Origin of the sequence: Corynebacterium drakensteinense (genome assembly GCF_041224285.1) — a bacterium.
In the GTDB taxonomy this organism is placed as follows: Bacteria; Actinomycetota; Actinomycetes; order Mycobacteriales; family Mycobacteriaceae; genus Corynebacterium.
In genome coordinates this window covers 12,307-37,602 of sequence record NZ_JAXOFP010000016.1, presented here as the reverse complement: position 1 = coordinate 37,602, position 25,296 = coordinate 12,307, and the positions used below count along the sequence as shown (strand labels likewise).

22 protein-coding genes are annotated in these 25,296 nt (G+C 59.6%); 18 read left to right on the top strand and 4 right to left on the bottom strand.

What is annotated here, in order from left to right:
• Positions 1-51: 51 nt before the first annotated feature.
• The 12 genes from purD to purM all read left to right on the top strand — a co-directional run bounded on the left by purD (position 52) and on the right by purM (position 15,411).
• Entirely contained in the window at positions 52-1,347 is a 1,296-nt protein-coding gene (gene purD, locus U1140_RS09190; protein ID WP_369847361.1) for a phosphoribosylamine--glycine ligase, read from the top strand.
• Between the two features lie 71 nt (positions 1,348-1,418).
• Positions 1,419-2,837 (top strand): adenylosuccinate lyase, encoded by a 1,419-nt coding sequence (gene purB / locus U1140_RS09185; RefSeq protein WP_369847379.1) that lies wholly within the window; start codon positions 1,419-1,421, stop codon positions 2,835-2,837.
• Between the two features lie 80 nt (positions 2,838-2,917).
• The gene (locus tag U1140_RS09180) at positions 2,918-3,811 is read left to right on the top strand and encodes a phosphoribosylaminoimidazolesuccinocarboxamide synthase (protein WP_369847360.1); all 894 of its coding nucleotides are present in this window, start codon (positions 2,918-2,920) and stop codon (positions 3,809-3,811) included.
• Between the two features lie 67 nt (positions 3,812-3,878).
• A complete protein-coding gene (locus U1140_RS09175) occupies positions 3,879-6,089 on the top strand; it encodes a S9 family peptidase (protein ID WP_369847358.1) in 2,211 nt (736 codons plus the stop codon).
• A 123-nt stretch (positions 6,090-6,212) separates the two neighbouring features.
• The gene (locus tag U1140_RS09170) at positions 6,213-7,604 is read left to right on the top strand and encodes a glycosyltransferase family 87 protein (RefSeq protein WP_369847357.1); all 1,392 of its coding nucleotides are present in this window, start codon (positions 6,213-6,215) and stop codon (positions 7,602-7,604) included.
• A gap of 93 nt (positions 7,605-7,697) precedes the next feature.
• Complete coding sequence (gene purS / locus U1140_RS09165) at positions 7,698-7,991, top strand: phosphoribosylformylglycinamidine synthase subunit PurS (protein WP_369847355.1); 294 nt, start codon at positions 7,698-7,700, stop codon at positions 7,989-7,991.
• Positions 7,991-8,671, top strand: coding sequence for a phosphoribosylformylglycinamidine synthase subunit PurQ (purQ, locus tag U1140_RS09160; RefSeq protein WP_369847354.1), 681 nt, complete (start codon positions 7,991-7,993; stop codon positions 8,669-8,671). Before purS ends, purQ begins: the two co-directional genes overlap by 1 nt.
• A 12-nt stretch (positions 8,672-8,683) precedes the next feature.
• A complete protein-coding gene (gene purL, locus U1140_RS09155; protein ID WP_369847353.1) occupies positions 8,684-10,990 on the top strand; it encodes a phosphoribosylformylglycinamidine synthase subunit PurL in 2,307 nt (768 codons plus the stop codon).
• Positions 10,991-11,135: 145 nt separating this feature from the next.
• On the top strand, positions 11,136-11,852 hold the full coding sequence (trhA, locus tag U1140_RS09150) for a PAQR family membrane homeostasis protein TrhA (protein WP_369847376.1): 717 nt from the start codon (positions 11,136-11,138) through the stop codon (positions 11,850-11,852).
• A gap of 215 nt (positions 11,853-12,067) precedes the next feature.
• Positions 12,068-12,517 carry a sterol carrier family protein gene (locus tag U1140_RS09145; RefSeq protein WP_369847352.1) on the top strand — a complete coding sequence of 150 codons (450 nt, stop codon included), beginning with the start codon at positions 12,068-12,070 and terminating at the stop codon, positions 12,515-12,517.
• Between the two features lie 159 nt (positions 12,518-12,676).
• Entirely contained in the window at positions 12,677-14,227 is a 1,551-nt protein-coding gene (gene purF / locus U1140_RS09140; RefSeq protein WP_369847350.1) for an amidophosphoribosyltransferase, read from the top strand.
• A gap of 101 nt (positions 14,228-14,328) precedes the next feature.
• Positions 14,329-15,411, top strand: a complete 1,083-nt coding sequence (gene purM / locus U1140_RS09135) for a phosphoribosylformylglycinamidine cyclo-ligase (protein WP_369847349.1) — start codon at positions 14,329-14,331, stop codon at positions 15,409-15,411.
• A gap of 181 nt (positions 15,412-15,592) precedes the next feature.
• On the opposite strand, the gene U1140_RS09130 is transcribed toward purM, so the two are convergent.
• Together U1140_RS09130 and ygfZ are read right to left on the bottom strand one after the other, a co-directional pair.
• A complete protein-coding gene (locus tag U1140_RS09130) occupies positions 15,593-15,766 on the bottom strand; it encodes a DUF3073 domain-containing protein (RefSeq protein ID WP_369847375.1) in 174 nt (57 codons plus the stop codon).
• Between the two features lie 119 nt (positions 15,767-15,885).
• Positions 15,886-17,049, bottom strand: coding sequence for a CAF17-like 4Fe-4S cluster assembly/insertion protein YgfZ (ygfZ, locus tag U1140_RS09125; protein WP_369847348.1), 1,164 nt, complete (start codon positions 17,047-17,049; stop codon positions 15,886-15,888).
• 40 nt (positions 17,050-17,089) lie between these two features.
• Between ygfZ and U1140_RS09120 the strand changes: the two genes are divergently transcribed.
• Complete coding sequence (locus U1140_RS09120; RefSeq protein ID WP_369847347.1) at positions 17,090-18,055, top strand: aminodeoxychorismate lyase; 966 nt, start codon at positions 17,090-17,092, stop codon at positions 18,053-18,055.
• 95 nt (positions 18,056-18,150) lie between these two features.
• On the opposite strand, the gene U1140_RS09115 is transcribed toward U1140_RS09120, so the two are convergent.
• Positions 18,151-18,816 (bottom strand): heme-binding beta-barrel domain-containing protein, encoded by a 666-nt coding sequence (locus tag U1140_RS09115; RefSeq protein ID WP_369847346.1) that lies wholly within the window; start codon positions 18,814-18,816, stop codon positions 18,151-18,153.
• Positions 18,817-18,903: 87 nt separating this feature from the next.
• Between U1140_RS09115 and U1140_RS09110 the strand changes: the two genes are divergently transcribed.
• A complete protein-coding gene (locus tag U1140_RS09110) occupies positions 18,904-19,938 on the top strand; it encodes a diacylglycerol/lipid kinase family protein (protein ID WP_369847345.1) in 1,035 nt (344 codons plus the stop codon).
• Between the two features lie 21 nt (positions 19,939-19,959).
• Here the strand turns inward: U1140_RS09110 and U1140_RS09105 are convergent, their stop codons facing one another.
• The gene (locus U1140_RS09105; RefSeq protein WP_369847344.1) at positions 19,960-20,793 is read right to left on the bottom strand and encodes an LmeA family phospholipid-binding protein; all 834 of its coding nucleotides are present in this window, start codon (positions 20,791-20,793) and stop codon (positions 19,960-19,962) included.
• Positions 20,794-20,823: 30 nt separating this feature from the next.
• Here U1140_RS09105 and mshD point away from each other — a divergent pair, with 30 nt between their 5' ends.
• The 4 genes from mshD to pstA all read left to right on the top strand — a co-directional run bounded on the left by mshD (position 20,824) and on the right by pstA (position 25,287).
• Complete coding sequence (mshD, locus tag U1140_RS09100) at positions 20,824-21,906, top strand: mycothiol synthase (RefSeq protein ID WP_369847342.1); 1,083 nt, start codon at positions 20,824-20,826, stop codon at positions 21,904-21,906.
• 231 nt (positions 21,907-22,137) lie between these two features.
• Entirely contained in the window at positions 22,138-23,325 is a 1,188-nt protein-coding gene (gene pstS / locus U1140_RS09095) for a phosphate ABC transporter substrate-binding protein PstS (RefSeq protein ID WP_369847339.1), read from the top strand.
• A 58-nt stretch (positions 23,326-23,383) separates the two neighbouring features.
• Complete coding sequence (pstC, locus tag U1140_RS09090) at positions 23,384-24,403, top strand: phosphate ABC transporter permease subunit PstC (RefSeq protein ID WP_369847338.1); 1,020 nt, start codon at positions 23,384-23,386, stop codon at positions 24,401-24,403.
• Positions 24,400-25,287, top strand: a complete 888-nt coding sequence (gene pstA / locus U1140_RS09085; protein WP_369847336.1) for a phosphate ABC transporter permease PstA — start codon at positions 24,400-24,402, stop codon at positions 25,285-25,287. Before pstC ends, pstA begins: the two co-directional genes overlap by 4 nt.
• Positions 25,288-25,296: the final 9 nt, after the last annotated feature.

Here is a 25,296-nt window from a genome sequence, read left to right as displayed (position 1 = left end):
CACACTACCGGGATGGCGTCGGTGTGAGCGTACGCATATAGGATATAGGCCATGCGTATTCTCGTACTCGGAACTGGCGGCCGCGAACACGCCCTGCTGCAGGGGCTATCGCGTGATTCCCACAAAGACAGCGCCCAGGAAACCACTCACGAACTGCACGTGTGCCCGGGTAACCCGGGAATGGAAACCCTGGCTACCCGGCACACCGACGCAGGCAGTGCCGACGATGCCGTGGCGATGGTGAAATTGGCACGCAAGCTCGATGCAGAACTCGTGGTTATCGGCCCGGAAGCTCCGCTGGTCGCGGGGGTCGGCGATGCACTGCGCGAAGCCGGATTCGCCGTATTCGGCCCGAACAAGGATGCCGCGCGCATCGAGGGCTCGAAGGCGTTTGCCAAGGACGTAATGGCTGCAGCCGGTGTGGCCACCGCGCGTGCCGAGCAAATCCAGCCGGGTGCTAGCGATGATGACATCGCGGCCGCGCTGGAAAACTTCGGGCCGAATTACGTCGTCAAGGATGATGGCCTAGCTGGCGGCAAAGGTGTGGTGGTGACGCAGGATTATGACGAAGCCGTCGCCCATATCCACGCCGTGCACGAGGGCGGAAACCCGGTGCTGCTGGAATCGTTTTTGTCCGGCCCGGAAATCTCTCTGTTCTGCCTGGTCGATGGCGAAGATGTGGTGCCACTGCTGCCAGCGCAGGACCACAAGCGTGCTTATGACGACGACGAAGGCCCAAACACCGGCGGCATGGGGGCCTACACCCCGTTGCCGTGGTTGCCAGAAGATGGTGTGCAGCGCATCGTCGATGAAGTCGGCCGTCCGGTAGCCAAAGAGCTCGCCGCACGTGGCTGTGCTTATTCCGGCCTGCTGTATGCCGGTTTGGCTTGGGGCGAAGGCGGCCCTGCGGTGGTGGAATTCAATTGCCGTTTCGGCGACCCAGAAACCCAGGCGGTGCTCTCACTGCTGCAGTCTCCACTCGCACCAGCTTTGGCAGCCTGTGCGAATGGCACGTTGGGCGAGCTTGCACCGCTGGAGTGGGAAGACGGCTCGGCAGTCACCGTTGTTTTGGCTGCGCAGGGCTACCCAGCCAGCCCGCGGAAGGGCGACCGGATTGTCTCGGAGGATCTAGAAAACCCAGCAAAAATCCTGCACGGCGGTACCAGCCGCGAAGCTGGTGAGTACTACTCCAACGGTGGGCGCGTGCTGAATGTGGTCGGCAAAGGCACCGACTTGGAGGCTGCACGGGAGGCGGCTTACCAGACGATCGGTGGCATTCAGATGGCCGGCGGGTTCTACCGCCGCGATATTGGCGCCAAGGCCGCACGCGGTGAGATCAGCATCTAGCTTTTAGCGTCGACAAGCGTTGTCGCCACAACGAAATTCGTGTGATAATACACAGTGTGACGCAACAAAAAATGCCTATGAGCAATGTCCTCGCTTCCCGCTATGGCTCCGCAGACCTGGTGAATCTGTGGAGCCCGCACAACAAGGTGATCTACGAGCGCCAACTGTGGATCGCCGTGATGCGTGCCCAGCGCTCGCTGGGCATTGACATTCCCGCAGACATCATTGCGGATTACGAAAAAGTTATTGACGACGTGGACCTCGACTCCATTGCTGAGCGTGAGCGTTCCACCCGCCATGATGTGAAGGCCCGGATTGAAGAATTCAATGCGCTGGCCGGCCACGAGCACATTCACAAAGGCATGACCTCACGTGATCTCACAGAGAACGTCGAGCAGCTGCAAATTTATAGCTCGTTGCAGATCATCCGCGATAAAGCCATTGCGGTGGTTTCTCGGGTTAGTGAGCACGCCGCGAATTACCAGTCGCTGGTGATGGCCGGACGTTCGCACAACGTTGCCGCCCAAGCCACCACGCTGGGCAAACGTTTTGCCAGCGCCGCCGAAGAAATCCTGCTGGCGATTGACCGCATCAACGAGTTGCTCACCCGCTATCCGCTGCGCGGAATCAAAGGGCCGATGGGCACCAGCCAGGACATGCTGGATCTGCTGGGCGGCTCGCACGACAAACTCGCCAGCCTGGAAACCGAAATCGCCGATTACCTGGGCTTTGCACACCTGTTCCACTCCGTCGGGCAGGTGTACCCGCGTAGCTTGGACTTCGATGCCGTGTCCGCGCTGGTGCAGCTGGGTGCGGGGCCATCGTCGTTGGCATCGACTATCCGCCTGATGGCCGGTAATGAGATCGTCACCGAAGGCTTCAAAGAAGGCCAGGTCGGCTCTTCGGCCATGCCGCACAAGATGAACGCGCGTTCCTGCGAGCGGGTATCCGGCCTGCAGGTGGTGTTGCGCGGTTACCTGACGATGGTCAGCGACCTGGCTGGAACCCAGTGGAACGAAGGCGACGTTTCATGCTCGGTGGTTCGTCGTGTTGCGCTGCCAGATGCATTCTTCGCTATCGACGGCATGATCGAGACCTTCCTGACGGTGCTGGAAGAATTCGGCGCCTTCCCCGCGATGATCGACCGCGAACTCGAACGCTACCTGCCGTTTTTGGCCACCACCCGCATCCTCATGGCAGCGGTGCGCGCCGGGGTGGGCCGCGAAACTGCCCACGAGGTCATCAAAAAGCATGCCGTTGCCGTTGCATTGAATATGCGCGAAAACGGTGCAGACCAAGACTTGGTCGAGCGCCTGGCTGCCGACGACGCGTTGCCGCTGAGCAAGCAGGACCTGGAAGCCGCACTGGCAGATAAGCATGCCTTCATCGGCGCAGCGGAATCGCAGGTCAAGCGCGTGCTCGCGCGGGTCAGTGCACTGCGCAGTGAGCACCCCGATGCTGCCAACTACCGCCCCGGCGAGATTCTCTAAAGCTGCCAGCGGCGGAGGTGTTCGCACCCCCGCAGTCAGTCTCTCGCACCCAACCGTTGAAGAAAGGCCCCGCTGTACCCATGCGCCCCGAACTTTCTGCCTACACCCCGATTGCCACCGGCAAAGTCCGCGACATCTACCGCATCGACGATGCAACCCTGCTGATCGTCGCTTCCGACCGCATCTCGGCCTACGATTACGCTCTGGAACCAGCCATCCCTGACAAAGGCCGGGTATTAACCGCGATTTCCGCGTACTTCTTCGACGAACTATCCAAGCGCATGGGCGTGCGCAACCATTTGGCTGGCCCGCTGGACGACGAGCGCATCCCGGAATCAGTGTTGGGCCGCGCGATGGTCTGCCACGAGCTGAACATGCTGCCTTTCGAGTGCGTGGCCCGCGGTTACCTGACCGGCTCGGGGCTGAAGGAATACAAGAAAACCGGAGAGGTGTGCGGGGTAGCGCTGCCCGACGGTTTGGTGGAAGCCTCCAAGCTGGAGACTCCAATTTTTACCCCAGCAACCAAGGCGGAACAGGGCGAGCACGACGAAAACGTCAGTTTCGATGTGGTTGCCGAGTCTTTGGGGGCCGAGCGCGCCGAACAGCTGCGTAGCGCCACCGTGGATATTTTCGCCTGTGCGCAGGAACTGGCCGCCGAACGCGGCATCATCCTGGCCGATACCAAGTTTGAATTCGGCTTGGATGCCGCAGGCCAGCTAGTACTCGGCGACGAAGTGCTCACCCCGGATTCTTCCCGCTACTGGCCAGCAGATTCTTACCAGGAAGGCCAGGTGCAGCCGAGCTTTGATAAGCAATACGTGCGCAATTGGCTCACCAGCGCGGAATCCGGCTGGGATGGTCAGTCCACCCCGCCCGAGCTTCCCGACGACGTCGTGGCAGCAACCCGGGCGCGTTATATCGAAGCCTACGAACGCCTGAGCGGCGCCAACTTCAGCGACTGGCTGGGCGGCTAAGCGTCGGCAAGCACCCCGGCCAGCGGGCTGGCAAGCGCACTAGTTAAAACCAGTATCATGTGACGGTATGGATAATTCTGGTTCTACCGTTCCGTACACCCCAGCACCCGCGCAGCCGCCACAGGCGAAGAAACACCCGGTCACCCGCTGTTTCCATGGCCGGGATTTTGTGGATAACTACGAGTGGTTGCGTGATAAAGAAGCAGAAGAAACGCTTGCTTATCTGAAGGCGGAAAACGCCTACACGGACGCGCAGACCGAACACCTCACCGGCCTGCGGGACAATATTTATTCCGAGATCACCTCGCGCATCAAACAAACCGACATGTCCGTGCCCACCCGTGCAGGCGACTATTGGTATTACGGGCGCACCGAAGAAGGCAAAGACTACGGCTATTCCTGCCGCATCCCCGTCGAAGAGGGCACCGACCCGTGGACACCACCGGCGATTCCAGAAGACGGGCCGGTGCCCGGCGAAGAAATCCTGCTGGACCTCAACGCACTGGCCGAAGGCCACGAGTTTTTCTCTCTCGGCGCCTCGACGGTGACCACCAGCGGGCGTTACCTGGCGTATTCCGTGGACACCGCCGGTGACGAGCGTTTTCACCTGTACGTAAAAGATTTGCAGACCGGGGACTATCTTGCCGACGAGCTCACCGGCATCTTTTATGGGGCCAGCTGGGTAGGCGAGGACTACATCTTCTATCAGCGGGTTGATGAAGCCTGGCGCCCAGATACCGTCTGGCGCCACCGCATCGGTACCCCGCAGTCGGAAGACGTGTTGGTGTTCCAGGAAAAAGATGAGCGCTACAACGTCGGGGTTGGTGCGACGCGTTCCGAGAAATTCCTGATGATCATCACCTCGTCGAAGATCACCTCGGAAGTCTGGGTTTTGGACTACAACAACCCAGAAGGTGAATTTGAATGCCTGTGGGCTCGGGAACCAGGCGTGGAATACGAAGTCGATCACGCGATCGTTGCCGGCCAAGACTACTGGATCGTCACACACAACACCGCGGGGGCAAACTTCGCGGTTTCTACAGTGCCGGTGCCGGAAGGCTGCGGTAGCGGAAAAGCTGGTGGCGCGGCGTCGTCAAGCAACCTCCCTGCGCTGCGCGAATTGCTGTTTTTGGTCGCCCACGATGACGAAACCCGCATCGAAGACGTTGATGCCTACCGCGACTTTTTGGTGCTTTCTTACCGGCGCGGCGCCATCCCACGCGCGGCGATCATGATGCTGGATTCAGTCACCGATGCCACCGGCGACTGGGGAAGCTTTGAAGAAATCGAATTCGACGAAGAGCTGTTCACCGTCGGCGTGTCCGGTAACCCGGAATGGGATGCGCCGGTGATTCGCCTGGGGTACACCTCGTTTATTCAGCCAGCGCACTTGTACGATTACCGCCCCGCCACCGGAGTGTTTACGCTGCTGAAGCGCCAGGAGGTGCTCGGTGGCTACGAGGCCAGCAACTACACCGCCTATCGGTTGTGGACCACTGCCCGTGATGGCACCGAGATCCCGGTCTCGATCATCCACCACGCGGACCTGGACACCAGCACCCCGACGCCAACCCTGCTGTACGGCTACGGCTCCTATGAATCCAGCACGGACCCGGGCTTTTCCATTTCCCGGCTCTCGCTGCTGGATCGCGGCATGATCTTCGCCATCGCGCACGTGCGTGGCGGGGGAGAGATGGGCCGCGGCTGGTACGATGACGGCAAGATGGACAAGAAGAAAAACACCTTCTACGACTTCATCGATGTGGCCGATGATCTGGTTGCGCGTGGCTTGTCCGCGCCAGAAACCATGGTCGCCGAAGGCGGCTCGGCCGGTGGCATGCTCATGGGTGCGATAGCGAACATGGCCCCGGACCGGTTTGCAGGCATCGCCGCGATCGTGCCGTTCGTGGATCCGCTGACCTCGATGCTGAAACCAGAACTGCCGCTGACCGTCGTCGAGTGGGACGAATGGGGCGATCCGTACCATGACGCCGAGTATTACGACTACATGGCCTCGTATGCGCCGTACGAGAACATCACGGACCAGCAGTACCCGGACATTCTGGCGGTGACCTCGCTGAATGACACCCGCGTGTTGTACGTGGAGCCAGCCAAGTGGATCGCGAAATTGCGCGAGATCGCCGGTGGCGGAGAGTTTTTGCTGCAGACTGAGATGGCTGCAGGGCACGGTGGTGTTTCCGGGCGCTATGGCAAGTGGAAGCAGACAGCTTTCGAGTACGCGTGGGCCATCAATAAAGCCACCGGCATTACGGCATAAATTGCTCTTAGTATCCGTGAACAATGCGACTGCAGGTGGTGCTTGCTGTGCCTGCACAGCGCGCTGGAGTATCTGCTCGCGGTTTATGATCAGGTATGTGACAGCTGATAATTTGGTGACATCATGAGCACTCCACCTAACCGGTCGCACTACCGGCCTGCAGCACAGCAACCAGCCGAAGATCCGGCGGCTGCGAACCGCACCGAGGGTGTGAGGAAACGAACCCAACCCACCCGCCACCGAGCTGCTGAACAAACAGGCGAGACCGCCGGCATCGTGCGCTGGTATCACCATGTCACCGGGCTTTTGCTGGGCGCTGTCGTGGCGGTGCTGGTGCGTGGGTCTCAATTTCCGGGAGATCTCGGCTCGCTGTGGATCGCCGGGTTGCTGGTGCGTAATGACGATCTGGAAAATTTGTACGCCATCGACGACACCGATTTCGCACTGATCAGCGGCGATGCGTGGCATACCGCCTACGAACAATCGGATGTATCGGCGTACCCACACCCCTTCGTCCACACGCCGTTTGTCGCCGACGTGATGGCCTGGGTCACGCGGGTGCTCAGCTTCGATTCCGCAGTCTTTTGGATGACGGTGCTCTCCGGATGGGCATTGGTTGTGTTCATCGTTGCCGCATGGCGGTTTTGGTTCGAAGACGAGATCCCACCAGGGTATTTGGCGCTGGGAATGTTATTGGGGTGGTTGACAACTGCTTTTCAAGCTGCACTCTACCTAGGACAAACCAGCCCGTTTATTTTCGCGGGTGTGGCCTACGGGCTGGCAGCCGCGCGGAATTATCCGGTGCGCGCCGGGCTGGCACTCGGGGCCGTCGCCGTCGTCAAGCTCACGCCGGTGGTACTGGTGGTGACGTGCCTGCTTTTCCCTCGTGCGCGCAAAGCCGGGCTGGTGGCTATGCTCTTCGGGATGTGCGCGGTGGTGATCTCGATTATCTCGCTGGGCTTTTCGACGTTTGTGACCTGGGTGGAAACTCTGCAAGAGCTCAACGCTGCAGCGCTGGTCGCTCCGAACAATGGCGCGATTAATTCTTTGCTGAACATGGAGGCATCCGAATTCCCGGATGTCTTTGTTAATATCCTGCACGATCCGCCCTTGTGGACGTCGTTGACGGCGCGGATTATCGCGCTGAGTCTTTTGGCAGTGGTGGTTGCCACGGCCTGGCGTTCAAGCGAGCCCTGGAAGATCGCCTCGGTGGGGATCTTTACGACGTTGATGGCTACCAGCAGTATTTTGTGGGATCACTATGTGCTGATCGCCGCATTGCCGCTGCTGGGTGTGCTCGCGCGCGGGCACGGCTGGGTGCTGTATTTGGTGCCAGCCTGTGCCGTGTTCGCATTTCCCCCGCTAGCAGCACTCGATTCGGACCGGTGGTTCATGCCAGCCGCGCTGACGACGATGGTGTCGTCGGTTCTCGTATTGTGTATTGCCGAATGGCGGCGCCCGAAAATACAACGCCGACTACGACGTCGGCCTGGCAACGCAAGCCTGGTGCAGTGACTGGTTAGACATTCACGCTAGACTGGCAACGAAAACGGTGGCACGCCCACACGCCGTGGCACGCCCACACTCCGAGTCGCTAAAGGAAGTGCAATGCCCAGAGTCGTAGTCAATGTCATGCCCAAACCCGAGATCCTCGACCCGCAAGGCAAAGCCGTATTGCAGGCCTTGGGCCGCATCGGAGTGACAGGTGCCAGCCAGGTGCGCCAGGGCAAGCGTTTTGAACTCGACGTCGACGAGACCGTGACTGAAACCGAAATCCAGGCGGTAGCCGAAAAATTGCTGGCTAACACGGTTATTGAGGATTTCGAGATCGTCATCGAAGAGCGCGATGCCGACGCTACTGCAGCTGCCGACTCCGCCGAAAACTCTCGGGGTGAGCGTTAATGAGCCCAACCATCGGTGTCATTACCTTCCCGGGGTCGCTTGATGACGTCGACGCCGCCCGCGCTGCCCGCCTGGCCGGTGCCAACGTGGTGGAGCTGTGGCACAACGACAATGACCTACACAACGTCGATGGTGTCATCGTCCCCGGCGGATTCAGCTACGGAGATTATCTACGTTCCGGTGCAATCTCCGCGTTGTCGCCAGTCATGCAGGCCGTGATCCCAGCAGCCCGCGAAGGCATGCCGACGCTAGGGATCTGCAATGGCTTCCAGATCCTGACTGAGTCCGGTTTGCTGCCGGGAGCGCTCACCCGCAACCAGCACCTGCACTTCCACTGCGTGGATACTTACCTGGAAGTTGCGAACGCCAATACTGCGTGGACCAGCGAATATGAGCAGGGACAGAAAATTTTGATCCCAGCCAAGCACGGCGAGGGCCGTTTCCAAGCCGATGCTGCCACCATCGAGCAGCTAGAAGCAGAAGGCCGCGTGGTATTCCGCTATACCGACAACTTCAACGGCTCGATCAACTCCATCGCCGGGATCACCAACGAGGCCGGAAACGTCGTTGGTTTGATGCCCCACCCGGAGCACGCTGTTGAAGCTTTGACTGGGCCTTCTGTCGACGGCCTGGGCATTTTCCGTTCCGCACTCAACGCTTTGAGCGCCGAGAAGCTCTAAGGAGACACACCTATGGCCCACGTCGCCAATGACGCTGTTGCGAATAAAGTCGTTAACGATACCGTCGAGCAAGCCCAGCAAAACCCTGACCAGGAACAACCGTATGCTGCGCTGGGTTTGAAAGACGACGAATACGCGCGCATCAAAGAAATCCTTGGCCGTCGCCCTACCGATGCCGAGCTGACCATGTATTCCGTGATGTGGTCCGAGCACTGCTCGTATAAATCCTCGAAGGCGCACCTGCGCTACTTCGGCGAGACCATGACCGAGCAAATGGCAGAAAAGATCCTCGCCGGCATCGGTGAAAACGCCGGTGTGGTCGATGTCGGTGATGGCAACGCGGTGACTTTCCGCGTGGAATCGCACAACCACCCTTCCTACGTCGAGCCTTACCAGGGCGCTGCCACGGGCGTGGGCGGCATCGTCCGCGACATCATGGCGATGGGTGCACGCCCGATTGCCGTGATGGACCAGCTGCGTTTTGGTCCAGCAGAAGCCCCGGATACCTCCCGCGTGTTGCCCGGAGTGGTGCACGGTATCGGCGGTTACGGCAACTCGCTGGGCTTGCCGAACATCGGTGGCGAGACCGTCTTTGATGAATCCTATGCGGCTAACCCACTGGTCAACGCGCTGTGCGTCGGCAAGCTGAAGGTGGAAGACCTGAAGCTGGCCTTTGCCTCGGGCAAGGGCAACAAGGTGATGCTGTTTGGTTCCCGCACCGGCTTGGACGGCATCGGCGGTGTCTCCGTGCTGGCTTCGGAATCGTTCGACGAAGGCGCAGAGCGCAAGCTGCCCGCCGTGCAGGTGGGCGACCCGTTTGCCGAAAAGGTTTTGATCGAGTGCTGTCTGGAGCTTTACCACGCCGGAACCGTCGTGGGTATCCAAGACCTGGGTGGTGCCGGCCTGGCCTGCGCCACCTCGGAGTTGGCTGCAGCCGGTGACGGCGGCATGGAAGTCAACCTGGATGCGGTGCCGCTGCGTGCAGAAAACATGAGCGCTGCCGAGATTCTGGCCTCGGAATCCCAGGAACGCATGTGTGCCGTCGTGGCCCCAGAAAACGTCGATCGTTTCCGCGAAATCTGCGCGAAGTGGGACGTGACCTGCGCGGAAATCGGTGAAGTCGTCGATGGCAAGCACCTGGTGATCCGCCACAACGGCGAGATCGTCGTGGATGCCCCTGCCTACACCATGGCCGATGAAGGCCCAGTCTACGAGCGCCCGTATGCCCGCCCAGAATGGCAAGATGAGCTGCAACAGTTCGGCGGCGTCGACAAGCCCACCGGTGCGCAGCTGCTGGAAGGCTGGAAGAAGATGCTGGCCTCGCCAGCGCTGTGCTCGCGCGATTTCATCACCGAGCAATACGACCGCTACGTGCGCGGCAACACCGTGGACGCGTTGCACTCGGATGCCGGCGTGCTGCGGATCGACGAAGAAACCCACCGTGGCGTGGCGGTTTCTGCGGACTGCTCCGGCCGCTACACCAAGTTGGACCCGAACATGGGTGCACGCTTGGCGCTGGCAGAGGCCTACCGCAACGTTGTTGCGAAGGGCGCGAGCCCAGTGGCGATCACCAACTGCCTGAACTTCGGTTCGCCGGAAAACACCGACGTCATGTGGCAATTCCGCGAGGCCGTCCATGGCCTTGCCGACGGCGCGGTGGAGCTGAAGCTGCCGGTTTCTGGCGGTAACGTCTCGTTCTATAACCAGACTGGCGAGGAGCCAATCTTGCCGACGCCCGTCGTCGGTGTGCTGGGCGTATTTGACGACGTGCGCAAGTCCGTTGGGCACCGTCCGGATGCCGGTCAAAAACTCGTGTTGTTGGGCGAGACCAAGGAAGAATTCGGCGGCTCGATCTGGCAGCAGGTTACCGGCGCTGGTTTGAATGGTCTGCCACCGCAGGTGGACCTGGACAACGAAGAGCGCCTGGGTGCGGTCATGAGCAACGCAGAAGCGGCCGGGATCACCGCTGCCCACGACCTTTCCGAAGGCGGGCTGGGGCAAACGCTGGCAGAGATGTGCTTTGACGGCGAGGTCGGTGCCACGGTGGATCTGTCCGCTGTGCACGCTGATGCTGCCACCGCTCTGTTTTCTGAATCGGCCTCGCGCATCTTGGTGGCCACCAACGACGTTGCCGCCACCCTGGATGCTGCGAAGAAAGCTGGCGTTCCTGCCACAGAGATCGGACAGACTACCGCGGAGCAAACTCTGCAGGTGGCAGACGATATTTCGGTATCGGTCGACGAGCTGCGCACCGTGTGGGCAGCCACGCTGCCTGGCCTGTTCGGTGGGGCAACCGGCGCCAATTCGGTGCTGGACTAGACGGATCGGCAGAATGCGGGAAGAGCGAATCTGTCCGCTGAGGGAAAGAGTTGCCCTGCGTCAAAAGGCTTGCTCCGCATTTGCCGCTCGTCGTATTAAAGATTTGCCCCGCATTCGCCGCTCGTCGTATTAAACTAGGGGCGTGATGAACAACGCCTCTTCTGTCTCGCAATCTACCGACGGCGACCGGCTGGTCCAGCGCAGCTTTTTCATGGTTGATCGCGGGCCTCGCCCGGTCACTCGCGGCTGGTTCCACACCGTCGCGGCTATTCTCATGCTGGCGGCCGCCAGTGTTCTCACCACGTTTTCTTGGATGCGTTTGGAATGGTGGGAAGCGCTCGGTGTGACCGTGTATGGCTGCGGCCTGATAGCGCTGTTTGCAGTTTCTGCGCTCTACCACCGTATTCCGTGGGGCAAACAGAAAACCGTGCAGGCCTGGCGTCGTGCTGATCACGCTATGATCGCGGTGTTCATTGCCTCGACCTACACCCCGTTTTGCTTGATCGTGCTGCCAGAAGCCTGGTGGCTGTTAGCCATCGTCTGGGGCGGTGCGGTGACCAGTGCGGTGATGAAATTCTTCTGGCTTTCCCGCCCACGCTGGGTGGATGTTGCCATTTACATCACCTTGGGCTGGCTGATCGTGCCGCTGGTCTCACAACTCTGGACCAACGCCGGGCCAGCCGTGGTGTGGCTGTTGCTCGCGGGCGGAATCGTCTACACCGTTGGCGCGGTGGCCTATGGTCTGAAATGGCCGGGCCGGAACGCGCGGATTTATGGTTATCACGAACACTTCCACACCGCGACGATTATCGCCGCGATCTTCCACTTGGTGGCAGTGTGGATCATCGTTGCCGGCGCGTAGAATCCAAGAATTCTAATGTACTCGAAGCCGCATCTCTTTTATGGGATAGGCGGGTTAATAGACAAAAGTGTGTCTGGTCGGGGCGTTGACCAGAATATTGTGTCTTTTTTACAAATAGGGCCGCTGAAACCGGCCTTTTTCGTCCACTATTTGTAAAAAAGACACCATAGACATGATTGTCGGCAGATATGATTGCCGGCGACTCGTATCAAAGCATGAAGATTCGCAAGAAAGCTAAAAGAAAGCTTTTGAGGTCAAACTCTGTGAAAAAACCTGATCCTGCCAAAGCCCGCGCGGCAGTACTTGCCATCGCAGAATGGATCGCTGCCGATTCCCCTGCGGCCGCACGTGCGGCTGGGGTGGCCCAACCCAGCCGCTCCCAGCTTGCCGACGCCGTGCGCCACACCGCGCGTCTACTCGCCGCCGATGCTCCCGGGCATAGCGTGGAACTGCGCGTGCCACCGTTTGTCGCGGTGCAGTGCATTGACGGACCGCGCCACACCAGGGGAGTGCCACCAAACGTCGTCGAGGCCAGCCCGCATACTTGGTTGCGTTTGGCGACCGGACACATCGGCTGGGACGAGTTGGTGGGCGCGCTAGAAACAACAGCGTCGGGCACTCGCGCTGGAGAGATTGCGCAGTGGATGCCCGTCGTCAAGCTCTAAAGCGGTGCAGCGATTAGATCAGCAATCAGACACAGCAATCAGACAGAGCGAGCAGATAGACCGATCAGACAGTGATGAACACGCGCCTGGCCCCGGCGGCGGTGGCGAAAAATCACCCCTGCTGGCAGATGTTAGCGGTTTATCCCAGCAACCGTTAAGATGAACTGCGTGGTAGCCAAAACATTTACTGACCATGCTAATCATGATGATTTCGATGATCACGGCGAAACCAAACCACGCGAAGAATGCGGCGTATTTGGCGTGTGGGCGCCGGGGCAAGAAGTCTCGAAGCTAACTTACTTTGGCCTCTACGCCATCCAGCATCGTGGCCAAGAAGCAGCTGGCATGGCTGTCGGTGGGGAAGACCGCCTGCTCGTGTTCAAAGACATGGGGCTGGTCTCGAATGTTTTTGATGAATCCCTGCTGGAATCCCTCCAAGGCGACGTTGCCATCGGACACAACCGCTATTCGACGGCCGGCGGTAAAGAATGGGCGAACGTGCAGCCTATGTTCGGCACCTCGAAAAACGGCACCGACGTCGCCCTGGCGCACAACGGCAACCTGACCAATTACCTGGAACTTCGCACCATGGCCGAAGAGCGTGGTGTGATCACTGAAGGCGATACCTCCTCGGATACGGCCGTGATGTCGGCGTTGCTTGCCGACGATGTCAGCGAAGAAAAATCAGTTTTGGAATCTGCCGCGCAGCTTCTGCCGAAGGTGCAAGGCGCGTTTTCGCTGACGTTCACTGATGGCAAAACCTTATATGCTGCTCGTGATCCGCATGGCGTGCGCCCGCTGGTGCTGGGCCGTTTGGAGCGCGGCTGGGTCGTGGCCTCGGAAACCTGCGCGTTGGATATCGTCGGCGCGCAGTTCATCCGCGAGATTGAGCCGGGCGAGTTGATCGCAATTGATGAAGCCGGTGTGCGCACCCAACGCTTCGCGGAAACCACGCACAAAGGCTGCGTTTTTGAATACGTTTACCTGGCACGCCCAGATTCCACGATTCGCGGTCGCAACGTGAATGCCACCCGTCTGGAGATTGGTAAGCGCCTGGCACAGACTCACCCAGCCGATGGTGATTTGGTGATCCCGGTGCCAGAGTCCGGTACCCCCGCTGCGGTGGGCTACGCCCGCGAATCTGGCATTCCTTTTGGCCAAGGTCTGGTGAAAAACGCTTACGTGCAGCGCACCTTCATCCAGCCGACGCAAACACTACGCCAGTTGGGTATCCGCTTGAAGTTAAACCCGCTGCGCGAGGTCATTGAGGGCCAGCGGTTGGTGGTGGTGGATGATTCTATCGTCCGCGGTAACACCCAGCGCGCACTGATCAAGATGTTGCGCGAGGCCGGCGCTGCCGAGGTACACGTGCGGATTGCCTCGCCACCGGTGAAATGGCCATGCTTCTACGGAATCGACTTCGCCACCCCTGCCGAGCTGATCGCGAATATCGGTGGGGATGACTCGCTGGAAGGCATGACTGAAACCATTCGCACGGCCATCGGCGCCGATAGCTTGGGCTTTGTCTCTATCGACGAGATGGTGGCGGCCACGGAGCAGCCAGCGCATCAGCTGTGTACCGCGTGTTTCGACGGCAAATACCCACTGGGGTTGCCAGAAGGCAACAGCAACGCCGATGCGGTGCGTACGTTGTTGGGCACCCCGGAAATGCCGAAGTCGGCGGCATCGTCGCACTCTTCGCAAAGCTAGACCTACGCGTAGCAAAGCTAGAGCTACGCGTAGCGGCAACCACGCGAACAACTGAGCCAGAAAATACCTTCAAGCGCAAATTACAAGGATAAAAAACGATTATGACGAATTCTTCTCAGCCTGGTGCACAGCCGGATTCCCCCACTTATGCCGATGCCGGCGTGAGCGTCGAAGCCGGTGAGCAAGCCGTTGAGCTGATTAAGCCACACGCCAAGCGCGCAACCCGCCCAGAGGTCCGCGGTGATCTCGGAGGTTTTGCTGGCCTGTTCGCGTTGGGTAACTACCGCGAGCCACTGCTCGCTTCTGGTTCCGATGGTGTGGGCACGAAACTCGTGGTAGCCCAGGCGATGGATAAGCACGACACCATCGGCATCGATTTGGTGGCGATGTGCGTGGATGACCTGATCTGCTGCGGTGCCGAGCCACTGTTTTTGCAGGACTACCTGGCCATCGGCAAGGTACACCCGGAGAAGGTTGCGGATATCGTCGGTGGCATTGCTGAAGGCTGCGTAACCGCAGGCTGCGCATTGCTCGGTGGCGAAACCGCGGAGCACCCAGGTGTGATGGGGGAAAACGATTACGACGTTTCCGCCACCGCCGTCGGCGTCGTCGAAGCCGACGAGGTTCTGGGGCCAGAAAAAGTCAACGAAGATGACGTGGTGATCGCCATGGCATCGTCAGGGCTGCATTCCAACGGCTATTCGCTGGCGCGCCACGTCTTGCTGGAACAAGCGCAGTTGCCATTGGACGGCCACATCGAAGAATTTGGCCGCACCCTGGGCGAAGAACTGCTGGAGCCGACCCGAATTTATGCCAAGGACTGCCTCGAGCTGATGTCCGAGTGCTCGGTATCGGTATTCTGCCACGTCACTGGCGGTGGCTTGGCGAAAAACCTGGAACGGGTCATCCCCGAAGGTTTGGCTGCCGATGTCTACCGCACCACCTGGACTCCGGGCCCGATCTTCCGCAAGATCGCCGAAACCGGCAATGTCAGCCTGGAAGCCATGGAAGAAACCTTCAACATGGGCGTGGGCATGATCGCAATTGTCGCACCGGAAGACCGCGACCGCGCTTTGGCAATGCTGACTGCTCGCCACATCGACGCCTGGGAGTTGGGTACCGTGCGCACAGTTGATGGCGATGCACCGCGCGTCGTCATGCACGGTGAGCACCCGCAGTTCTAGCTGGTCACGGGGCTAGCTGGCCGTGGCCTCGCCGGAGTTCTGGCCTAGCCCCGGGCTTGCAGTATCCACGCAACTACCCCTCCCGGAAATGCAGGTGGTTTTCCTGCTATATCCGGAAGGGGTGTGAACGGGGTAGAAAAACTACAGCCCAGCTACCACGGTTTCGCGGGAAGCCGAATGGCTAGTCTTCGTAGCGATCCGAGTCGTAGTCATCATCGGAATCTTCCGACCAGCCACGTCCCGGTGGTTGTGAGGCGAGCTCTTTCTGGAGCGAGTCCAGATCCATTGCTGGGGAGTTGTACTTCAGCTCCCGGGCAACTTTAGTCTGCTTTGCCTTTTGGCGTCCTCGACCCATAGCCATGACCCCCTTTGGGTTAAGGGCAATCCAGGGAATTCGGATGCCCCATCTGCTTTTTATTCGTCCTGTGTTACAGGATAGAGCAAAACCGCGAAAAATTCTGCAACGGGGGATAATTAACGTCCACGCAACTTGTTAATCGCCGCGCGACCTGCCTTTTCTCCCTCTTCTACTGGGATGGATTCTGCGTCGATGCTTGCCGCAACATCACCAATGTTGACTTGTCCAGCATCCAACGCGGAGCGCTTGACCACGCCCAGTGCGATCGGGCCATAATCGCAATCATCGATCACGGTGCCGAGCTTGCCGACGCGGCGACCTTTCGCTTGAATATCCGCACCCGGGGTGGGCATGAAGGGCGCCGAACCGTCCAAATGCAGCAACACCAGAAGCCGGGGGCTGCGGCCCAGATTTTCTACCCGGGCGACGGTTTCTTGCCCGCGGTAGCACCCTTTTTCTAGGTGAACTGCACCGATGCGATCGCCGCGGCCAATCCAATGCGGGATCTCATGCGGGATGGATTTCTCGTCCAGATCCACTGATTCCGCTTCCAAGGCTTTGACGCGCTCGGCGGTATAGGCCATCAAGCCAGCCAGTTGCAGCCCGGAATTTTCCAGCTCCGCGGTGGCAGCCTCGAGTTCTGCGCGGGGCACCGCGATATCGGTTCGGCTGGTTGTCCACAGGCCGGTGGTGGTCACAGAACCGGAAGCACCAGCGGTTGCATTCGCGGCACCAGCGGTGCGTTTTGTCGAAAGCTTGCGCGAATAGACCGCCTGCGATGGCAGTGTGAGCTCGGCAGGCCCGCCCAGAACCGTCAGGATCGCGAGTTCGACTTCGTCGATAGTGACCTTCGACCAGAAGATCATCTTCTGCAAGAAATCCCGCAGCGAATCGAATTGGCCGGCCTCGCAATCGAGGTAAAATGCCAGGTTGTCGCCAGCAGCGTCGGAATCATCACTGGTCACCGTGATATCCATGGTGTGCAGGATGCGCCCCTGGGTATCTAAATCCAAAGCAGAGCCAGACCAGCCAGCGCTGACGTCGTCAAGCTTTTGCGAAAGCAGGTTATGCAAGAACGCGGCGGCTTCCGGGCCGGTCACTTTTAATACTCTCCGATGTGAGCGGTCGATGATCGCGCCGGTGGATTCTATTGCCCGTTGCTCGTTCAGCGGTTCGCCATAATGCCAGGCCACCCCGGCTACATCCGCGTGCGGGGGATCTTCCTGATAAGCCATAGCGTTCGGGCGCTCGAGCAGTACAGAACGGTATTGCGTAGTCACACCACCATGGTAGCGCCAGATCCTTGGCATAATCCATGACATGTGTGAGCAATCGCCAGCAGCTAGCGCCCAGCCCATCGTCTACACCCTGGATGTGCAGGCTGAAACGGTTCATCGTCACGACCCCAGCCAGCCCGTGGTGTATTGGGATGATGCTGCAGTAACCCGCGGGGAGGCCGTGTTTGAATCGGTGCTGGTGCGCGCAGGGCGCGCGGCGAATCTGCGGCGCCACCTGGATCGGTTACAGCGTTCGGCGCAGCGACTGGATTTGCCGGTCCCGCAACGTGATTTGTGGCAGGAAGCGACCGCGGCGGCCGTTGCTGATTGGCAGGAGCAGTTTCCGGCGAGTGTACAGGTGCCGGATGCGAAATGCACCTGGACGTATTCGCGTGGTCGGCAGCATGCCGCCCGTATCAGCAGGGACAACAACGACGAGGCCCATAACGACGAGGCCCATAACGACGCGACCCACAGCAGCTATCCCACCCCGACCGCCTGGCTGGTGATCACCCCGGTGCCAGATTCTGTGTTCCAGCAACGCCGCGATGGTGTGCGCGCGCAGTTAGCACCGCGCGGCTGGTCGACGACGGTGGGGGCGAAAACGGTCAATTACGCTGCCACGATGTCTGCGCTGCGCCAAGCTCGCGGCTTCGACGACGTCATTTTCGTGGACCCGGCAACCGAGCGCGTGCTGGAAGGTGCGACCTCGACGGTACTGATGGTCGTGCAGGATACGACGAGCGGGAAGCGCAGCTTAGTAACCCCAGAAGGCGATGTGCTGGCTGGTACCACCGTCGCTGCTGTATTCGACTATGCGCAGGAGTGTGGGTGGGCATGCGAAAACCGCCCGGTCACAGTCGCGGAACTGTACCAGGCGGAATCGGTGTGGTTGGTCTCTTCGGTGCGCATCGCGGTGCGAGTGACCGACCTCGGTGGCACGGTGTTGCCCGAACCTGCCAACCACGAAGAAATTCGGGAACTCATTGTGCACGCGTTGAGCGTCTAGCCCGGCTACGTGCATAATTGCTGGGCTCAGCGGGTCAAGCAAGTGACCTGCTACGTGCAATGAGCCAGCTGCGTGCGCTTAACAGCCGCGTGCAATTAACCAGCGACGCGCTGCAGCTGCGCAGACATGTATGGAGCCAGCTCGCCGTCGGTGACGCGCTCGTCAACCCAGCCCAGATCATTATTCGGCATCAGGCCGTAGAGGCGCTTGCCGGGGCCGAGCGTCTTCGGGCCGGTTTCGGTGACCATGGTCGAAGCTGATTCCAGCTCCCAGGAACGCTCGTTGTGTGGCTGGCCGTACATGATCTCCACGATGCCGTCGGAGGAGGTATAGGTCAGTTCCATGGCGTCTTTGCCGTCGATGCGCAGGTAACCAGTTTCGCGTCGCGAAGCACCCGCTGGCTTGCCATCTTCGTCGATGATCCAGGTGCGGGAATCGTATTTCACGTGGTTTTCGCCGTTGTGGGAGAACGTGATCTCCTGGCCAAAGGTGTGCTGGCCATCAGCGGTCACGGCCTGGCCTTCGCCGCGCCACACACCAATCAGTGGCAGCACTCCCAGCAAGCCGTCGTTGAGGTTCGGGCCGTAACGCAGGTTCGCGGTGTCATCAGGGACTGGCAGCGCGCCCAACCCGGTCTGTGGGATGTTCTTGTGGGCGGTCTTTTTCGCCTGCTGCTCGGCCAGGTTGACGGCTTCGTTGCCATCCAGGCGCATATTTGGGTTTACCTGGTCTTTCGGGTTGTTCTGCTCCTCGGAAGTCATAATTGTAAATTCTACCGTGGCCTGCCCCCGCGTGTAATGGGCAGAACATGCCCAGGTAGCGGCTGTCATGGGCTAACCTAGTAATTCGTGCGCATTTTGTTAATTGCTAATCCGAATTCGACCTCGCAAACCAACGAGTTGTTCCGACGCATCATCCCTTTGGTGCGCAGCATCGATGACTCGCATTTGATCACCAAGTTCACCCATTATGCAGGGCACGCAGAAGATATGACGCGCGGGCTTAGCCGGGAGGATTACGACGTTGTGATCGCCGTCGGTGGCGATGGCACGGTCAATGAGGTCGTTAATGGTTTGTTGGGCAAGGTTGGCGATGATCGTCGTAAAGCATCGCAGGTGCCAGCTCTTGCGGTGATTCCCACCGGTTCGGCGAACGTCTTCGTGCGCGCGCTGGGCTACCCGCTCGATGCGGTACACACCACAGAGCTGCTGGTCAGTCACATTAAGAAGAATCTGCGGCGCCGCATTCGTCTCGGTACCTGGAATGATCGCTGGTTCGCCATCAACGCCGGAATTGGCATAGACGCGGACGTTTTGCACAGCATCGATCGCCTGCGTGAACAAGGCTTCGCGGCCACTCCGCTGCGGTATTTGCGCATCTCGTATCAGGCTTGGCGACGCATTCTGAACGCCCCACCGAAAATCACCGCGGAGGCAGAATCTGCCGACGGGCAAACCCAGCGCATCGACGAAGCCCCGCTGGTATTTGCCTCGAATACGAATCCGTGGACGTTTTTGGGCCCACTGCCGGTGGTCACGAACCCGCGTAATTCCTTCGACAAGGGGCTGGGCACCTTTGGGCTCACCGACCTGCGTGGTTTCGGTGGATTCGTTGGGCTACTGCACTTGTTCGGAGCAGATAGCGCAGGCCGATTGAATAAGTTCACTGATGCTCGCACGCTGCGTTTCGACGACGCCACCCGCATCACCCTGGAATGTGAGGATGAACTGCGCTTTCAAGCCGACGGCGAAACCCAGGGCAAGCTGGCAACGGTGGAGCTGAACAGCATTCCGGATGCGATCGAGGTGTTCTCGCCGGAAGAGATCATCCCCGTCCAACAGCGCGGTGTGTGGGCGGTACTGCGCGACTTGTTCCGGATTTAGTGATAGCTTTCAGCGGGTTTTCTAGCCGCTCTCAGTGGGTTTTCTAGCCGCGCTGCCCGGCTGCGCAGCGTTGCCGACCGGGGAGAGGTGTTCCGGCTGCACGATGACGTTGTTGCGCACGGCCTCGAAGACGATCGAACCGCCTTCTAGGTAGACGGCATCCGCAGCCCGGTCCAATGGCAGTTGCGTGGTATCGACGGTGAGATCAAACGCGGCCAAGGCGGCATCGTCGGCATCCTCCGGGTGCACCGAGGATTGCACGATCTTGGTTGGCCGCAGCTGAAATTCATCGCCGACCAGACGCAGCGTCGCCAAGACCGATACCGGCTCGTGAAACCCCGGTGGACGCCCCTGGAATACTGCTTCGGTCGCGGTGCCACCGCCAGGCGAGATGTTTTTCGGGTGTGAAATTGTCAGATCGCTCATGCCCAGCCATTGCCCCATGGCCACGCCATCAAGACGCAGCGTGCGCCGCATGGATTGCGCGTTCGCGCCGACGAAATCACCGGACCACACCTGGTTGGCCTCAGCTTTGACCCCTTGTAGCGTCACGCCCGTGTTCACCATGCCCACGCCATCGACCTCAACATCCAGCGCGGAAACCCCCACCACGGGCACTTGCGAAGACAGCAGCGCCTGCAAATACGGGATTCCCCCGACATACACCGAGGGGGTAGTTTCTAGCGCGGTCCCTGCTTGCGGAGCATAAGTTTCATGCACCGCATCGGAAATTTTGCGTTCTACATTGGAGGCCACCGCGGTATCACCTGCCCAGGCCAGCCCAACGACACCGGCGATACCGAGGACCCCGGCTGCCAGGCGGGCGGTTTTGCGCTTGACGACGATCGATGACACTCCTCATTCATACCGCATTAGAGTGGGGGCATGGCTAATTGTGAACAATTGCGTTTTCAGCACACCGACCTTGCCAGCGGCGAGGCGAACCCGAAGACCGTCGCGGCGGCAGAAGAGATCTTGCAGCAGGCAGAATCTGCCGACGGTTTCGCTGCGCTGTCTGAGCAGTTCGTCGCAGGGCTGACCGATCCACGAGTTGGGCACCAGCACGTGCTGGTTTTTAACGGCGACGAACTTGTTGGGCTTGCCGGGCTTGAGGAATCCGATGGGGAGATCTCCGCGGAGCTGGTGATCGCGCCGGGGCACCGTCGGCAGGGCTATGGCAACTGCTTGTATGAGCACCTGGCAGAAGCCGTCGACAAGCAAGGCAAAAAGTTGCAGGCATGGGCGCATGGGCAGCTGCCTGCGGCGCAAGCGATTGCAGAAAAGCGTGGCTTGGCGATCGTGCGGCACTTGTTGGTGATGTCAGTGACCGGTCAGGCGCTGGAGAAGGCCGGACAACCGGGGGAAGGCCCGGACGGTTATGTGGCGAAGAATTATCGCGAATCGGTGGAGGCTTTTGGCACCGAGCACGTCGAAGAAAGCTGGATTGCGGCGAATAATCAGGCGTTTTCCTGGCACCCAGAACAAGGCGGTTGGGATCGCGACCGGTTGCATCGCTCCATGGAAGCCGAGTGGTTTGATCCGCAGGACGTGATTTTTCTGTGGGATGTCGGTGCTGCTGGTTCTAGTGCTGGTGCTGCTGGTTCTAGTGCTGGTGCTGCTGGTTCTAGTGCTGGTGCGGATGACGCTCCAGGCGCAGCCGTCGACAAGCGCCCTGTTCTGGCGGGCTTCCACTGGACGAAATGGCATGGTGTCGCTGCAGAGACCGATACCGCTACCGGCGAGGTCTACGTGATCGCGCTGGCGAGTGAGTACCAGGGGCGCGGATTGTCTGGTTACCTGTTGCGACGCGGCATTAAACAAATGGTGAATAAAGGGGCAACAGAAGTCATCCTGTATGTCGAAAAAGATAATGAATCCGCGGTGCGGGTCTATGAAAAATCTGGTTTCGACATCGCGGAAAACCACGTGGTTTATGCCGCAAGCAGCAACAACGATGCTGAAAACTAGCAGTTGTGCCCGGTTTTTAACCCGACCATAAAGGTTTACAGAGACTTCATGTGAAGTCCACAGTGATGTTCCGTCCTGGTTACATACGACTCTTATTGTGGCTTTTTGTGAGCGCGTTAACGCACTAACGCACCAATGCAACAACGCACCAATGGCATGTTCAAACGGCATGTTTAACGGGCACTCACAGAACGCTGAGCAAGCAGAATTCGTAATTCCAGGAAGGTTCCCATGACTCTGACCCACCGCACTGGTCTATCCCGTAACGCACTGCGCACAACTTCTGCAGTAGTGGGAGCGGTTGCGCTTTCAGCATCATTGATCGCGTGTTCGGAAGTAGACGAAGCCGCCAGCACCGCTGGTGATGCAGCAGGCAATGCAGCAGGCAATGCAGACAATGCCGGTGATGCTGCGGGCGGCTCCGGCGATTACACCGCGAGCGGCGAACTTATCGCCGAGGGTGCATCGTCACAGCAAAACGCCATGGACTACTTCGGCGTACGCTTCAACACCTTGACCGACGCCACGCTCGCCTACAACCCAACCGGTTCCGGCTCCGGGCAAACCGAGTTCATCGCCGGAAATGTTGACTTCGCAGGTTCTGATTCCCCGCTGAAAGACGAGCAAATTGCAGACGCCGCGGATCGCTGCGAAGGCAACGACGCTTGGCACCTGCCGATGGTCATCGGCCCGGTCGCCATCGCTTATAACCTCGACGGTCTCGACCAAGAGCTGAACTTGCCGGTAGACACCGTCGCCAAGATTTTCTCCGGTGAAATCACCAGCTGGAATGACCCAGAAATTGCAGACGCCAACCCAGATGCGCAGCTGCCAGACACTGATATCACCGTCGTCTACCGCTCGGATGAATCCGGTACCTCCGATAACTTCCAAAAGTTCTTGACTGCTTCAACTGGCCACTGGGACTCCACTGGTAAGCAGTTCCCGCAAAAAGTCGGTGAGGGCGCTAACGGTTCAAGCGGTGTCACCAGCCAGACCCAATCCATCGATGGTGCTATCACCTACGTGGAATCCGGCTTCGCCGAGCAGTCCGGCCTGGCCATGGCCAACCTGGACTTCGGCTCTGGCCCAGTAGAGCTCAACGCGGATTCGGTTGGCGTGGCCCTGGACAATCTGCAGTTCTCCGATGATGCCGCAGGCGAGCACGACATGGTCGTTGACACCGAAGCTCTGTTCGCGTCTGCGGACGACGGCGCTTACCCGTTGATCCTGACCACCTACGAAATCGTGTGCTCCGCCGGCTACGACGAAGAGACCGAAACCCGAGTGAAGGACTTCCTGAACGTCGTACTGGAGTCTCAAGACGACGAGCTAGCGAATTCCGGCTACATCCCAGTGACCGGCGAGCATTTGCAACGCCTGCAGGCTGCCGTCGAAGCCATCGGCAGCGCATCCTAAGCGCTGATTTTCGCGGGACTACGCACGACGAATTACGGGAATAAAGGAAAGCCCAGCAATGTCTAGCCCACAGGCAGCTCCAGCACGCACGCGACTCGGCGATCGCATCTTCCGCATCGCTTCATCTTCCTCGGCAGTGACCATGACGGTGATGATCGCCGCCATCGGCCTATTCTTGGTGTGGCAAGCGGTGCCCGCCCTGAACCGCAACACCGAAGGCTATCTCGGCTTTCTCACCTACGGCCAAGACTGGAACACCTCCGATCCGCAGGAGATGACATTCGGTATCGCTTCCATCTTGGGGTCGACGGTGCTGATCTCCGCGCTCGCCTTGCTGATCGCGATGCCCATCGCACTCGGCATCGCGATCTATCTGACCAGCTACGCACCCGCGCGCCTGATCAAACCACTCGGGTCTTTGGTGGACATGCTCGCCGCTATCCCGTCGATTGTTTACGGCCTGTGGGGCTGGCAGGTGCTGGGGCCGAAGCTTTCAGCGTTCTACGAATGGCTGCACGGCTGGGCGGGCGGGTTTTTCCTGTTCAGCGTGTACCCGAACTCGCCGTCCTTCGCCACGGGCCGCAATATTTTCACCGGTGCCATCGTCTTGGCAATCATGATCCTGCCGATCATCGCCGCCACCACCCGCGAAATCTTTCACCAAACCCCAGCGGGCCAGATCGAAGCCGCCCTAGCTTTGGGCGCCACCCGGTGGGAAGTCGTGCGCATGACCGTGCTGCCTTTCGGTTTTTCCGGCTATATCTCCGGTTCCATGCTGGGGCTGGGTCGCGCGCTGGGCGAGACGATGGCGCTGTACATGATCGTCTCGCCACTGACCGAATTCCGATTCACGCTTTTCGACGGCGGCACCACCTTCGCCACGCTGATCGCGAATGCCGCCCCAGAATTCTCCAACCCGCTGCGCGCCGGGGCATATATCTCCGCCGGATTGGTGCTGTTCTTGCTCACCTTCGTCGTCAACGCAGCGGCACGCTCGCTGGTGGTGAAAAACTCAGGGCAAAAAGCTCCGAAGTCGAAAGCAGCAAAGGCAGTGGCTACCACGAAGAAGGACGCATGATGAAGCTAAAAAACGCTGGGCTGCCCAGCAAACGTCGCACTGCCGACAGAATGGCCACCATCTGCGTGTGGGCAGCAGTCGCGATTGCACTTATCCCGCTGGTCTGGGTGCTGTGGGAGGTTGTCTCTCGCGGCTTACCGACGATCCTCGATGCCGGTTGGTGGCAGTATTCGCAGCGCGGCATTCGCTTGCATGATTTCGGCGGAGGCGCGATGCACGCCATCGTCGGCACTCTCGTGCAGGTCGCCATCGCCTCGGTGATCTCCATCCCGATCGGCATTCTCACCGCGATCTACCTGGTGGAATATTCTAGCGGCGGCCCACTGGCACGCTTGACGACGTTCATGGTGGACATTTTGTCGGGAGTTCCTTCCATCGTCGCCGCCCTGTTCGTCTACGCCCTCTGGATCACGGTGCTCGGTTTTGAACGCTCTGGTGCTGCGGTGGCGCTGTCGCTGGTGCTGCTGATGATCCCGATCGTGGTGCGTAACTGCGAAGAAATGCTGCGTGTGGTGCCGATGGAGCTGCGTGAATCTGCCTACGCGCTGGGTGTTCCGAAGTGGAAAACCATCGTGCGCATCGTGCTCCCCACAGCAATGTCGGGTATCGGCACCGGGATAGTCCTCGCAATCGCTCGCATCATGGGCGAATCCGCACCTGTGCTGATTCTGGTGGGTTCGACGTCTTCCTTGAACGTCAACCCATTCGGTGGTCCGCAGTCATCGCTGCCACTGATGATGCTGGATATGTACAAAGCCGGCACTTCTGATGAAGTCGCCGCCAAACTCTGGGGCGCAGCGTTGACACTGGTGCTGTTCGTCGCTGTGCTCAACGTCATCGCCCGGGCAATTTCAGCCAAATTCTCCGTCAAGACCGGCCGTTAACCGCTCAAC

Excerpts from the sequence above, each read along its gene's own strand:
- U1140_RS09145 (WP_369847352.1), top strand. The coding sequence starts at position 12,068 with ATGAAGATTCGCAAGAAAGCTAAAAGAAAGCTTTTGAGGTCAAACTCT.
- U1140_RS09175 (WP_369847358.1), top strand. The coding sequence starts at position 3,879 with ATGGATAATTCTGGTTCTACCGTTCCGTACACCCCAGCACCCGCGCAG.
- U1140_RS09115 (WP_369847346.1), bottom strand. The coding sequence starts at position 18,816 with ATGACTTCCGAGGAGCAGAACAACCCGAAAGACCAGGTAAACCCAAAT.
- U1140_RS09130 (WP_369847375.1), bottom strand. The coding sequence starts at position 15,766 with ATGGGTCGAGGACGCCAAAAGGCAAAGCAGACTAAAGTTGCCCGGGAG.
- trhA (WP_369847376.1), top strand. The coding sequence starts at position 11,136 with ATGAACAACGCCTCTTCTGTCTCGCAATCTACCGACGGCGACCGGCTG.
- pstA (WP_369847336.1), top strand. The coding sequence starts at position 24,400 with ATGATGAAGCTAAAAAACGCTGGGCTGCCCAGCAAACGTCGCACTGCC.
- pstC (WP_369847338.1), top strand. The coding sequence starts at position 23,384 with ATGTCTAGCCCACAGGCAGCTCCAGCACGCACGCGACTCGGCGATCGC.
- mshD (WP_369847342.1), top strand. The coding sequence starts at position 20,824 with ATGGCTAATTGTGAACAATTGCGTTTTCAGCACACCGACCTTGCCAGC.
- purF (WP_369847350.1), top strand. The coding sequence starts at position 12,677 with ATGAACTGCGTGGTAGCCAAAACATTTACTGACCATGCTAATCATGAT.
- purL (WP_369847353.1), top strand. The coding sequence starts at position 8,684 with ATGGCCCACGTCGCCAATGACGCTGTTGCGAATAAAGTCGTTAACGAT.
- U1140_RS09120 (WP_369847347.1), top strand. The coding sequence starts at position 17,090 with ATGTGTGAGCAATCGCCAGCAGCTAGCGCCCAGCCCATCGTCTACACC.
- U1140_RS09170 (WP_369847357.1), top strand. The coding sequence starts at position 6,213 with ATGAGCACTCCACCTAACCGGTCGCACTACCGGCCTGCAGCACAGCAA.
- purS (WP_369847355.1), top strand. The coding sequence starts at position 7,698 with ATGCCCAGAGTCGTAGTCAATGTCATGCCCAAACCCGAGATCCTCGAC.
- U1140_RS09180 (WP_369847360.1), top strand. The coding sequence starts at position 2,918 with ATGCGCCCCGAACTTTCTGCCTACACCCCGATTGCCACCGGCAAAGTC.
- purQ (WP_369847354.1), top strand. The coding sequence starts at position 7,991 with ATGAGCCCAACCATCGGTGTCATTACCTTCCCGGGGTCGCTTGATGAC.
- purD (WP_369847361.1), top strand. The coding sequence starts at position 52 with ATGCGTATTCTCGTACTCGGAACTGGCGGCCGCGAACACGCCCTGCTG.
- purM (WP_369847349.1), top strand. The coding sequence starts at position 14,329 with ATGACGAATTCTTCTCAGCCTGGTGCACAGCCGGATTCCCCCACTTAT.
- pstS (WP_369847339.1), top strand. The coding sequence starts at position 22,138 with ATGACTCTGACCCACCGCACTGGTCTATCCCGTAACGCACTGCGCACA.
- purB (WP_369847379.1), top strand. The coding sequence starts at position 1,419 with ATGCCTATGAGCAATGTCCTCGCTTCCCGCTATGGCTCCGCAGACCTG.